At 52.6% G+C, this 13,089-nt stretch carries 9 protein-coding genes; 8 read left to right on the top strand and 1 reads right to left on the bottom strand.

Annotated elements, in window-relative coordinates; all coding sequences use genetic code 11:
- The first annotated feature begins 242 nt into the window (after window positions 1-242).
- From bcbE to J2Z70_RS08830, 8 genes are all read left to right on the top strand, one after another.
- A complete protein-coding gene (gene bcbE, locus J2Z70_RS08865; protein WP_209871680.1) occupies window positions 243-1,550 on the top strand; it encodes a bacillibactin exporter BcbE in 1,308 nt (435 codons plus the stop codon).
- Between the two features lie 529 nt (window positions 1,551-2,079).
- Window positions 2,080-3,237: a GntR family transcriptional regulator gene (locus J2Z70_RS08860; protein ID WP_342593003.1), complete on the top strand. Its 1,158-nt coding sequence runs from the start codon at window positions 2,080-2,082 to the stop codon at window positions 3,235-3,237.
- A gap of 317 nt (window positions 3,238-3,554) precedes the next feature.
- Window positions 3,555-4,847 (top strand): glycoside hydrolase family 125 protein, encoded by a 1,293-nt coding sequence (locus tag J2Z70_RS08855; RefSeq protein WP_425355104.1) that lies wholly within the window; start codon window positions 3,555-3,557, stop codon window positions 4,845-4,847.
- Window positions 4,848-5,053: 206 nt separating this feature from the next.
- Entirely contained in the window at window positions 5,054-6,436 is a 1,383-nt protein-coding gene (locus J2Z70_RS08850; protein WP_209871675.1) for an extracellular solute-binding protein, read from the top strand.
- A 68-nt stretch (window positions 6,437-6,504) separates the two neighbouring features.
- Window positions 6,505-7,371 (top strand): carbohydrate ABC transporter permease, encoded by an 867-nt coding sequence (locus tag J2Z70_RS08845; RefSeq protein ID WP_209871672.1) that lies wholly within the window; start codon window positions 6,505-6,507, stop codon window positions 7,369-7,371.
- 21 nt (window positions 7,372-7,392) lie between these two features.
- Entirely contained in the window at window positions 7,393-8,214 is an 822-nt protein-coding gene (locus J2Z70_RS08840; RefSeq protein ID WP_209871669.1) for a carbohydrate ABC transporter permease, read from the top strand.
- 15 nt (window positions 8,215-8,229) lie between these two features.
- A complete protein-coding gene (locus tag J2Z70_RS08835) occupies window positions 8,230-11,013 on the top strand; it encodes an alpha-mannosidase (RefSeq protein WP_209871666.1) in 2,784 nt (927 codons plus the stop codon).
- Between the two features lie 300 nt (window positions 11,014-11,313).
- Entirely contained in the window at window positions 11,314-11,970 is a 657-nt protein-coding gene (locus J2Z70_RS08830) for a class I SAM-dependent methyltransferase (RefSeq protein WP_209871663.1), read from the top strand.
- Between the two features lie 7 nt (window positions 11,971-11,977).
- Here the strand turns inward: J2Z70_RS08830 and J2Z70_RS08825 are convergent, their stop codons facing one another.
- Window positions 11,978-13,000 (bottom strand): alpha/beta fold hydrolase, encoded by a 1,023-nt coding sequence (locus tag J2Z70_RS08825; RefSeq protein WP_209871660.1) that lies wholly within the window; start codon window positions 12,998-13,000, stop codon window positions 11,978-11,980.
- Between the last annotated feature and the right edge of the window lie 89 nt (window positions 13,001-13,089).

Here is a 13,089-nt window from a genome sequence, read left to right as displayed (position 1 = left end):
ATTCCGCAGGAGGGGGGAATAGGACAACCAGACGAAGCGGATAAAGCGCTGGTTCTTTTGCCATAATAAACAGATGTGAAGTCAGAACGGAGGTTCTAGGCTGGACGTCCGTATCTTATATACGGGCCTGTTCTTTGTGCTACGGCTGGTATCTGATAAAAGGCAGGTCCCAGTCCCAAGGTGTATACAGCCGTTAGACCGACAATAATCAGGAAGCGAATATAAAAGAAGGTGGTTCGTCCATGAACGGGTCCAAAGAGTCCCCAGGGGGGAAAGGTTCAAAAGGGGCGCTGATCGCGCTCGCCTCCATCCCGCTGATTATGACACTGGGTAATTCGATGCTGTTGCCGATTCTGCCGCAGATCTCGAAGGAGCTTGGGGTGAGCGCATTTGAGGTCAGCATGATCATCACGGTCTATGGCCTGATCGCCATCCTGATGATCCCGATCGCCGGCTATTTATCGGACCGCTTCGGGCGCAAAAAAGTGATTCTGCCCAGCCTGATCCTGGCCGCCCTGGGCGGAGCCGGATGTGTGGCCGCCGCCTGGTTCTTCACAGGAACCACGGCTTATTGGATTATTCTTGCCGGACGAGTCGTCCAGGGGATCGGTGCCGCAGGCGCTTTTCCCATCGTCATTCCCTTCGTGGGCGATCTGTTCAAGGATGAGAAGGAGGTAAGCAAGGGACTCGGGATTGTTGAGACCTCCAACACCTTCGGCAAAGTCGTAAGCCCGATCCTGGGCGCTTATCTGGGGACGCTGCTATGGTATGCGCCGTTTATCGCCATTCCTGTGTTGTGTCTGATCTCCTGTATTCTTGTGATCTTCCTCGTTAAGAAGCCCAAATCCGAGGAGGAAGCGGAGAAGACCAGCCTTAAGGAATTCCTGGGCGGCATTAAGAGCGTACTGCATGAGAAGGGCCGCTGGCTGTATGCCATCTTCGCTATTGGCGGTATCTGCATGTTCGCGACCTTCGGGGTGCTGTTCTACTTATCGGAGATCCTCGAATCGAGATATAACCTGCACGGGGCCTACAAAGGCATCGTACTGGCCATTCCGCTTGCTCTCCTGTGTCTGGCCTCGTACGGAAGCGGTAAGATCATCGGCAAAAACAAGCTGCTCATGAAATGGCTCGGCTTCGGCGGCATGGTCTTACTGACCGCTGCCACGCTGATTACGGGCTTCAGCGAGAACATCTATTACATGGTCGGGTTCCTGAGTCTAAGCGGAATCGGGATCGGGGTGGTCCTGCCCTGCATGGATGCGCTGATTACAGAGGGTATCGAGCAGGAGAACCGGGGCACGATTACTTCTCTTTACAGCAGCATGAGATTCATCGGGGTCGCGCTGGGACCGCCGGTGGTGTCTCTCTTGATGAGCCGGGGACACTGGACCTTGTTCTTCACCATGGCGGGCTTCGGTGCTGTCGGCGGGCTGCTGTCCTTTTTCGCGGTAACCCCCAGCAAGGAGGATTCGGAAGGGGAAGGCCAGCCTGAGCGGAATCCATTCAAGTCGAAGAAGGGAGGTCCGCTACGCCAGCGCGCGCGGTAGACAGGATTGTATACAGCAAATCAGGGGCGTCCCAAATGGGGCGCCCCTGATTTGTATTTTATTAGAAACGTGTATTTGGCTCCGTTTTGGATAAAAGGTGCAACGATTTGGGGGCAAGTATCTTTGCATACATCCGAATGAGGAGCTAATCGGAGCTGCCACGATGAGCGATGAGCTCCATGTTTCACAGCCAGTAACAATGGTGAGAAATCCTGCACGTAATGCAACAATCCTGCCTCATAGAAGCGTTCTATGCTGAAATCCTGCTCAAAATGCAACAAATCCAGCGCAAACTTGCTCTAATCACCGAAATTTATGCAATTCATGCAACATTGCACTTCGGCCAGCAATTAGGTATAGAGGAATCCTGCAATAATTACAACAATTTTCAGGCTCTCCTTTTATCCGTATGCTTATTATGTTAGGAGGGAAGGCTTACTTTCCGGTCACTCGGAAATAACATTCTTCACATTACTAATATAACATGGTATATTAGGTTGTGTCTTTCAGAGAGAAAGCGGTAATGGAGGTGCTTGATTTGGCCAATGACTCAGGCTCGAAGCCGATGTACGAAATGATTTTTCAAACGCTGCGCGAGCGGATCACCAATAATGAATATAAGGCCGGGGAACGGGTTCCCTCGGAGAAAGAACTGTGCAGTGAATTTGGGGTGAGCCGGATTACCTCCAAAAAAGCACTGAAAATGCTGGCTGAGGAACATCTGATCGTCCGCCAGCCGGGCAGAGGCTCCTTCGTAGCCGATGCGAATTCGCTGATCATGAAGCCGTTTGACAGCCAGCAGACGGTCCGGACCACAGGCAAGAAACGGATCATCGGACTGGTGATTACACACTTCAGTGATATGTACGGCACAGAGCTGATATACGGCATGGAAGAAGCTTCGCGGGAGAATGACGCATTTCTGATCGTCCGGCGGTCGTTCGGGATTCCCGAGCTGGAGGAGCAAGCGATTCAACAGCTCTTGGGGCTCGGGGTGGACGGGCTGATTATCTTCCCTGCGCAAGGCGAATATTTCAGTGCCGAGATCCTGAAGCTGGTCATCCAGAAATTCCCGTTCGTCATGATTGACCGCTATTTGAAGGGGATTCCCGCCTCATCTGTGAGTACCGATAATATCCAGGCGGCCAAGGAGGCCACGCATTATCTCTTCGGGCTGGGGCACCGGCATATTGGCTTTCTCGCGCCGCCGCCTGCGAATACAACCGCAATAGAGGAACGCATTGACGGTATTCTCGAAGCTCACATGGAGCATAATCTGCTGGCGAACCGTGAGCTATGGATGGAGACGATTACGTCTACCATGCCGAATGTATTTGACCCGGAGGCCCGAATTGGCGATGTGGACAAGCTGGCCGAGCATCTGCGGAAATATCCTCAGATCACCGCGCTGTTCGCAGCCGAATATAGTATCGCCTTGCTGGTCGAAGAGGCAGCGGGCAAGCTGGGACTGCGGATTCCCGAAGACTTGTCCCTGATTTGCTTCGACAGCCCGGAGCCGCATGAAGACTGTAGAGTGACGCATATGCGCCAGAATCAGTTCAGCATCGGCAAGCAGGCGTATGAGAATGTGTTCACCATGCAAGGGAACGAGCAGCCCATTTCCCGGATTCTTTTACCGGCCGTATTGATTAAGGGCAAGTCAACAGCACCGGTCCGCAAGGACTGATCTTACTGCAAGAGGCCGCTATAATCATAATGTAAATGAATTAGCCTTCGCCACGAAGGCTTTTTTGATTTTACCGACCACAATGGGCGACGCTAGGGCATTTGGGCCGGATGTAGTCGAAAAACCGACCACATTGGGCTCCACAGAGGCATTGTAGTCCTGTATTCGCAATTCAATCAAATGTAATTAATATACCAATAGATCATACAACTATATAAATATACCATTATTATATTGACATATTAATATTAATTGTTTACTATGATGAAAGCGTTTGAAATACTGATATATACCATTTGGAGGTGCAACATACACCCGTGAAGCTACAGAATGAAATTCCGAAGTCTGTATATGATTTGATCGGCAAGGTACAAGGGGAGTTGGCAGACTCTTCCAAGCTGGCCAAGATGTTCGAGGACTGCATGATCAATACCATTGGTACCACCATTTCGCAGAAAGCAGATGGCACCACCTTCGTTATAACAGGTGATATACCAGCTATGTGGCTGCGCGATTCCGCCGCCCAGGTTCGCCCGTATCTACTGCTTGCCGCAGAAGATCCCAACATGGAGGCGATGATTGCGGGTCTGGTGAAGCGGCAGATGAATTATGTTCTGCTCGATCCGTATGCCAATGCTTTCAATGAAGAGGCGAACGGCCACGGACATCAATCGGATCTTACCGCCATGAGCCCATGGATCTGGGAACGCAAGTATGAGATTGATTCGCTGGCGTATCCGATTCAGCTCAGTTATCTGCTCTGGAAGAATAGCGGCTGCGTCACGCAGTTCGACGAGACCTTCCGCAAGGCAGCGCTTGAAATCATCAAGCTGTGGAGAGTGGAGCAGCATCATGAGACGGAGTCCCCCTATACGTTCGAGCGGCTGGATGCACCGCTCACGGATACCTTGACCCGTGAAGGCAAAGGCAGCGAAACGGCGTATACCGGGATGACCTGGTCAGGCTTCCGGCCAAGTGATGATTGCTGTGAATATGGTTATCTGGTGCCGTCCAATATGTTCGCTGTGGTGGTCCTGCGCTATCTGGAAGAGATCGCTCAAGAGATTTATGGGGATCAGGAGCTTGCTGCGGCAGCGCAGAAGCTGGGCCAGGAGATCCATCAGGGGATTCAGGAGTATGGCATCTATAATCATCCGGTCCATGGGAGAATCTATGCTTATGAGACAGACGGGTTAGGTCATTACAATCTTATGGATGATGCCAATGTTCCAAGCCTGCTGTCCTTGCCTTACCTTGGCTACACCGACGAGAATGACGAGGTGTACCGCAATACCCGGAGATTTATCCTTAGCGAAGATAATCCTTATTACTATAAAGGACAGGTTGCGGAAGGCATCGGCAGTCCGCATACCCCGGAGGGTTACATCTGGCACATCGCCTTGTCCATGCAAGGACTTACGTCACCGGAGCGCAGTGAGAAAGAACGCTTACTGCAACTGATTCAGGATACGGATGGCGGCACAGGCTTGACCCATGAAGGCTTCTCGGTCAACGATGCCACAGCATTCACCCGTCCATGGTTCTCCTGGTCGAATATGCTGTTCAGCGAACTGATTATGGATTATTGCGGGTTACGGGTAGTGAAGTAGAATTTCTCGCTGAAACGGTACCGTTCTTTAAAAGGACGGCAAAGCCGTTTCTGCTTGAAGCTTTTATGAAAGCGTTAAAATATAAGAATTTATATGTTGCACACGATAACTTATCCTTCTATTTCTCGCTGAAACGGGTGCCATCCTTAAAAAGGACGGCCAAGCCGTTTCCACTTGTGAAACTACAACCAAAGGGGCAAAGACAAATGAAAATGAATAAATTCAAAGTTTCGATGACTGCGGCAATGGCTTCTCTTCTTCTGTTGACTACAGCTTGTTCAAGCGGCAATTCGAATTCCGGTTCGGGAGCAGCCAAAGGGAAGAAGGAGGTCACCATCACCTTCCGTTCGTCGGGCTCAGAGGATACATTGACCAAGTATTTTGAATCGGGACTGATTAAGAAATTCGAAACGGACAACCCGGATATCAAGATCAAGATTGCTCCGGTGCTGGCCAGTGAAGGGGATTACACTTCAAAGATTGTTCTGCAGATGAAGTCGCCCGATACAGCGCCGGATATCGTAGCCGAAGATACCTCGATCATCAAGTCGGATGCCGCAGCCGGATATCTGGAGCCGCTGGATACGCAGGTTGCGGGCTGGAGTGACTGGAAGGACAAATTCATTGAGAACCTCAAAGCTGGTGTGACCGGTGAAGACGCCAAAATCTACGGCGTACCTGCAACCTCCGATACACGTGGTATCTGGTATAACAAAGAGCTGCTGGCACAAGCAGGATTACCAGTGCCGTTCAAGCCTGCTAACTGGGATGAGGTTCTGGAAGCAGCACGCACGATTAAGGATAAGCTGCCGGGCGTAACTCCGCTGAATATGATTGTGGGCAAATCGAGCGGTGAAGGCGTGACCATGCAGACGCTGGAGATGCTTCTGTACGGTACGAATGACACGCTCTACAACGACGAAACCAAGAAATGGGTCGTAAGCAGCCCCGGACTATTAGATTCCTTCAAATTCATTGATCAGTTGTTCAATGTAGATAAGACAGGGCCTACAATGCAGGTAGCCCTTAACGGACAAGCCGGCAGTATTGCCTTCCAGCAGCTGTTCCCGCAAGGTAAGCTGGCGATGGCGGTAGATGGAAGCTGGGCGGGATCGACCTGGTTCGAGAACGGCGCGGCACCGATTGAGAACGTAGCCGACAAAATGGGCTTCGCCCCATTCCCGACGCAGAAGGGTCAAGCTCCAGGAGCTATCACCATGTCCGGCGGATGGGCCTGGTCGATTCCGGCACAATCGAAGAACAAGGAAGCGGCGTGGAAGTTCATGGAGTTCCTGATGAATCAGGAGAACGCTACAGGACGCGTAGTAGCCGAGGGTAACCTTAGCCCGCGTAATGATTCGGTGGACGTAGCAGGCTATACAGACCGTACGTATACAGCCGAGGCGCAAGCCTTGCTGGAGGTGGCGAAATTCCGCCCGGCCAATGATCAGTATGCGACCGTATCCGCGCAGCTTCAGAGTATTGTAGAGAGCATTGCTTCAGGCAAGCTGTCGCCGGAGGATGCTGTGAAGCAGCTGAAGGATAACGTAGCCCGCTCGCTTGGCGAAGATAAAGTAGAAGTCAAATAGAGGATTTGAGAATTCGAGCATAGAGGAGAAGCCATTCTCCTCTTTCGGATTTGGAGGGGGAGTGACCTATGAAAAGGAAGTCGCGGGGCGCATTTTTATTTCTGACGCCTTCTGTCTTGCTGCTGCTGATATTTTTTATCGTACCGATTATTTTGACCATCTGCTTTGCCTTTACCAACATGGCTCTGACGGGGAGTGCTGCCCGTAACCTGCAATTCATCGGCTTCCAGAACTTCACGAACATGTTCCAGGACCCGGATTTCCGGATCAGTGTCTTAAGAACTTTGGTATTCCTGATTTTCTCAGCAGTAATTGGCCAGGTTGTGCTCGGCTTCATACTGGCTCTATTAATGAAAGAAAAGAATGTAACCTTCCGCCGGATCATCGGCATTATCGTTATTGCGGGCTGGGTTACACCGGAGATCGTTGTCGCCTTCTGTATGGTAGCGTTCTTCAGTGATAACGGGTCCCTGAATCAGATCATCGGCTGGTTTGGCATTCGCCCGGTCTCCTGGCTGTTCAGCTTCCCGATGGTGAGTGTAATCATTGCCAACATCTGGCATGGCACTGCGTTCTCAATGATGGTATATCAATCTGCACTGGATGAGATTCCTAAGGATATCGAGGAGGCCGCCACGATTGACGGGGCGAGCAACTTCAAGATTCTGAGCTACATCACCATTCCTATGGTCAAAGGCTCGATCGTCACCAACATGATGCTAGTAACGCTGCAGACACTGGGCGTGTTCACACTGATCTATACCATGACCGGAGGGGGTCCGGGAACGGCCACTCAGACCTTGCCGGTATTTATGTACAATCAGGCCTTCGTCAATTATCAATTCGGATACGGTACAGCGATCTCACTCGTGCTGCTGGTGATCGGAATTGTTGCAAGTTTGTTCTATATGAAATCCATGAAAGTCAAGGTCTAACCCTGAAGGAGGTGCATCACTGTGGTCAAGCATAGGCTTCAACGTAATATACAATACGGTATTCTGGTGGTTCTGGGACTCTGTTTCCTGCTGCCATTATTCTGGATACTGCTCGCTTCGTTTGATACAAATGCCCAGCAGGGTATTAAATTCCCTAATTTCACGCTCGATAACTTCTCGGCAGTGCTCGGAGACAGCGGGAATCTGCGCTCGTTCGGCGTAGGGATCATCCTCTCCGGAGGTCAGGCGACCCTTGTTGTTCTTGCATCCGTACTGGCTGCGTACCCGTTATCCCGTTATGAGATGCGTTTCAAAAAAAGCTTTCTGCTCAGTATCCTCTTCATGACGGCTCTGCCGATTACGGCGGTTATGGTGCCGGTATTTCAGATGTTCCTGTTCTTCAAATTGCAGAACTCGATCTTCGCGACCATGCTCTTCCTCACTTCCTCCTCCCTGCCCTACGGGATCTGGATGATGAAGAGCTTCATGGACTCTGTGCCGATCGACCTGGAGGAGGCGGCCTGGATTGATGGAGCCTCCGTCTGGGGCGGACTACGGAGAATCGTGGCCCCGCTCATGCTTCCGGGTATCGCGACGATTGCGATCTTTACCTTCTCGGGCAGCTGGGGGAACTTCTTCGTACCGTACATTCTGCTTCAGACGCCGGAGAAGCTGCCGGCCTCGGTCACGATCTATCAGTTCTTCGGCAGCCACGGCATGGTCGAATACGGCAGACTCGCTGCCTTCTCACTGCTCTACACGATGCCTTCCGTAGTGCTGTATATGTTCTCCCAACGGTATATGTCCAAAGGGTTCAGCATGGGCGGAGCAACCAAAGGATAAAGGAGGATTACCTACATGGCTAAGCACAAAACCGCACATATCATCTCGCATACGCACTGGGACCGTGAGTGGTATATGCCTTATGAACATCATCATCTATTATTGATTGAACTAATGGATAAGCTGCTTGACACCCTTGACCAAGACCCGGAGTACCGCTATTTCCACCTGGACGGGCAGACGATTATCCGCGAGGATTATCTGCAGGTACGGCCGGAGCAGAGAGAGCGGCTGGACCGCTATATCCGTGAAGGACGCATTCATTTCGGTCCATGGTATGTGCTGCAGGATGAATTCCTGACCAGCGGGGAAGCGAATTTGCGCAACCTGCTGATTGGGCATATGGATGCAAGACCGTTCGGGATCATCTCCAAAACCGGTTATTTCCCTGATTCCTTCGGCAATATGGGTCAAGCGCCGCAGATTCTCCAGCAGGCCGGAATTACGAATGCCATCTTCGGACGCGGTGTGAAGCCGACAGGCTTCAATAATGAAGTCAGCGAGATGGATACCTATGAATCTCCCTATTCCGAGATGGTCTGGCGTTCCCCGGACGGTTCGGAGGTACTGGGTGTGCTGTTCGCCAACTGGTACTGCAACGGCATGGAGGTTCCGGCTGACCCGGAAGCCGCCAAGGCGTATTGGGACAAGAATCTGGCAGACGCGGAGAAATTCGCTTCAACACCGCATCTGCTGTTCATGAACGGCTGCGATCACCAGCCGATTCAGACCGATCTGTCTGCGGCTATCCACACAGCCTCTGATTTGTATCCCGATGTGGAGTTCGTTCACTCCAATTTCGACGAGTACCTGAAGGCGCTGGAAGATAGTATTCCCAGCAATCTGGTGACGGTGGAAGGCGAGCTGCGCAGCCAGCATACGGATGGATGGGGCACGCTGGTCAACACGGCATCCGCGAGGGTGTATCTGAAGCAGTTGAACCAATCCGGCCAGACCCTATTGGAAAAGGTAGCTGAGCCGCTCGCTGCATTTGCCGCGCTGGCCGGAGTGCAGGCGTATCCGCATTCTCTGCTGACCTATGCGTGGAAGACGCTCATGCAGAATCATCCGCATGACAGCATCTGCGGCTGTAGCGTGGATGAGGTGCACCGCGAGATGGTGACCCGGTTCGCCAAGAGCAGCCAGATGGCTGAGGCGATTGCCGCTCAGAGCGCGGCTGCACTAACCGAAGCCATGGATGTGGCCGGAGTAGCGGCATGGGGACTGGATGCGGTTCCGTTCACTGTATTCAACACCAGCGGCTGGTCCAGAACCGGGACGGTTACGGTGGAGCTGATTACGGTCAAGAAATATTTCCCTGAGGGACCCAATCCGCAGGCTCTGGCCAGAGAGCTTGCGCAGGAGCCGCTCGGTGAATGGCAGGTTATGGACGAAGAGGGCAAGGTGTATCCGGCTGGCCTTGCGGATCTCGGGGTTCACTTCGGCTACGAGCTGCCCAAGGACCGCTTCCGCCAGCCTTATATGGCGCGTAAGATCCGGGTGAGCTTCCCGGCAGCGGATGTGGCTGCGCTTGGGTACCGTACGTATGCATTGGTTCCGGCTGCCGCTGCCGCTGGAGCGGAAGCAGCTGCGCTGGATAGTGTGCATGTCCAGGGCTACACCATGGAGAATGCCAAGCTGATCGTTGCGGTTGCAGATAACGGTACCGTGACTGTTACAGACAAGCAGTCAGGTGCGGTCTATGCCGGACTGAACGCATACGAGAATACCGGGGATATCGGCAATGAGTATGTGTACCGTCAGCCGGAAGGCAGCGAGGTGCTGACCACCGAAGGCTTGACGGCTGAGATCACATGCCTTGAGCAGTCCCCGGCACGTGTGGTGATGCAGACGGTGCTGCGCTGGGAGGTTCCGGCCAGTGCAGATGAGACCTTCCTCACCGAGAAGCGGCAGATGGTTCCGTTCACGGAGCGCACCGCCCAGCGTTCGGCTCAGATGGTTCCGCTTGTGCTGACTACACTCTATACGCTGGAAGCAGGAAGTGGAATGTTGCAGGTAAGCACCAGCTTCAACAATCAGGCCAAGGATCAGCGGCTAAGAGCCTTGTTCCCTACAGGTCTTGAATCGGACCACCACTATGCGGATTCCGTGTTCGAGGTGGCCAGACGCAATAACCGGCCTGCGGCGGAGTGGATCAATCCGAGTAATGCCCAGCATCAGCAGGTCTTCGTTAGTGTAACAGACGGAGTTCATGGACTTGCCGTTGCGAACAAGGGCCTGAATGAGTATGAAGTACTGCTGGACGGCAAAAACACCATTGCAGTAACTCTGCTGCGCTCGTCCTCTGAACTCGGAGACTGGGGTGTGTTCGAGACGCCGGAGGCACAGTGCCTGGGAGAGCAAACCGTAGAATATGCGATCATCCCTTATACGGGTGACGGTGCGGTATCCGGTGCCTATGCACAGGCCTACCAGTACCAGGTTCCGTGGACGGTCCTCCAGACGCAAGGCCCGGCAACACGCGTTCCGGCTGTGAACGGGCAGCCGCATTCAGGCGGAGTGAACCTGCCGGTATCCGGGCAATGGTTAAGCTGGAACTCCGAGGCTTCACCGCTGGCCTTCTCAACACTTAAGATGGCTGAGGAGACAGGCGACCTCGTGGCCCGCTGGTACAATCTGGGCGGCGAACCGGCGGAGCTCAAGGTTCAGCCTGCCTTCGGGGCAGAGGCTGTCTATGAGAGCGATGTGCTGGAGCGCCGTGTCTCGAAGCTTGCAGCAGCGGAGCAGAATGTGGATGGCTATAAGATCGTCACACAGGTGTATCAGTTGGAGAAGTAGGATATACAACAGGCTATTCGGCGTATTCTTCAAAGTAAATGGTAAGGAATTGTAAACGGTGCAAACTGCAGTCTCATTGTAAGGTGAGCTGCAGTTTGTGCCGTTTTTTTGTGTCCTGCCCGGACTGTCCAGAGCATCCGGAGGATTTACTGGATTTTGCGGATCATGCATATTCTAATTTCCTTGGTTACGAATAGACTAACATTATGTGAAGCAGTTACTAATACTGGCGGAATAACGATGATTTCGTTAGGAGGTACGCACATGGATATAACAATGATTTCGTTAGGAGGAGCTAACATGAATACATGGAAGAGCGGCAAACCTGTGTTTGAGACGGATCATTTGGGGACGAATATTTATACAGCCTGGATGGGGCACCGCAGGTTTGGTTATGATCTAATCAGTAACATGAAGCCTAACCGGATGGTTGAATTAGGGACTTACTTCGGAACTTCTCATTTCGTATTCTGCCAGGCTGTCAAAGACGAGGGGCTGACTACGGAATGCTACGCAGTGGACACCTGGGCGGGCGATAACCATTCAGGGTCCTATCCTGAGTCTTTCTTCGAGTCTGTTCTATCGGCATCACAAACCTACTATCCTGGAATATCGAAGTTAATGCGGATGACCTTTGACGAAGCCGTAAGCCAATTTCCGGACGAGAGCATCGACCTTCTGCATATTGACGGGTTTCATACGTATGAAGCGGTTAAGCATGATTTTGAGACCTGGTTGCCCAAGCTGGCGGTGAACGGCATTGTTCTGATGCATGATATAACGGTGGTAAAAGATGACTTCGGCGTATACCGCTTCTGGGGTGAATTGCGGCAGCTGTACCCTTCAGTTCAGTTTGAACATGGCTTCGGACTTGGCATTCTCATGCCCAAGGGCTGTTCTCCCGAAACTGCTTATATGGTTGGCAAATGGGATAAAATCAAGCCACTCTACACCTGACCCGCTGCTAATCTGTAAGCATACCCAGAATCGTCTGCACCACCAGCTCCGGCTGGTCATGAATAACCATATGGCCGCTCTTCTGCGCGACTATAAGCTCGCTGTGGGAGGAGAGGCTCAGCATATTGCGCTGGCCCTCCTGCCAGATCGCTTCCAGCCGCCGGCCCGCATCTTCGGAGACTCCGAAGGATGCATAGTCCTGAGGCAAGCCTCGGGCAATCACCTTGACCGGGAGGGAGCCGAAGCTCTGTCCGCGGATGGCATCCTCGGTGGAGCTGGCCAGCGCGGCTTCTTCCTCCTTAGCAGCGAAATACGCGGGTGTGGAGATGACGTTAATGAACGCCCCGCGGTCCTGCTCCGCAACCAGGCCGTTCAGGAGCTGGTTCTGGAATAGCCGAAGCACACCGGATCGCTTGAGCAGGCTCAGCAGGGAAGCGCTGGGGTTGCCGGAAATATTCTCGGCGGCCAGAATCGGCTTCGTCTCGCGGTCGTCATTCTCAGGTCTGGCATCAATCAGCACCAGTCCGGTTACTTCGTCCGGATAGGTCTGAGTGAACAGACGGGCGTACATGCCGCCGAGAGAATGGCCGACCATCAAGTAGGGGCCGGAAATCTCAGCATTCTTCAGTGCCGTATGCAGCTCACGCGCGATATTGGCGCCTGAGCGTTCTGTATCCGTCTGCCCGCTCCAGGCATACCCGGCCCTATCGTAAGTGACTACGGTAGCATGTTCAGCTAACTGTTCAGGAATATCTCTCCATGACAGGCTGGTTTCGCCGCTGCCTGCTTCCAGAATGATAGTCGGGGCTCCCGCTCCTAGCTGGCGAATGTGGAGGTTATAGCCTCCGGCATCCACCAGTTGACCGGGTGCAGGATAGCTTGTACGGGCGGAGCTTGCGGCAATGGCTTCATATAGGAACCCAGATCCTATGAGAATAAGGACAGCAGACACAAGGATCAACAGCAGCTTAAGCGGCCTGCTTCGCAGTTTCGGTGCAGTAGGTTTCAGGTGACTCGAAGAGTTGGTCATGGTGGCAGGTTCGTCTCCTTTTTTACAATACATTTGTATTATTTAAATTCAGTATAACAGCCTGTCCCGCAATTAAGCAATATCCTAAG

The organism is Paenibacillus silagei, from assembly GCF_017874735.1.
Classification (GTDB): Bacteria; Bacillota; Bacilli; order Paenibacillales; family Paenibacillaceae; genus Paenibacillus_AQ; species Paenibacillus_AQ silagei.
The sequence above is the reverse complement of the archived record's forward strand: the minus strand, read 5'-3'. Positions and strand labels throughout refer to the sequence as shown.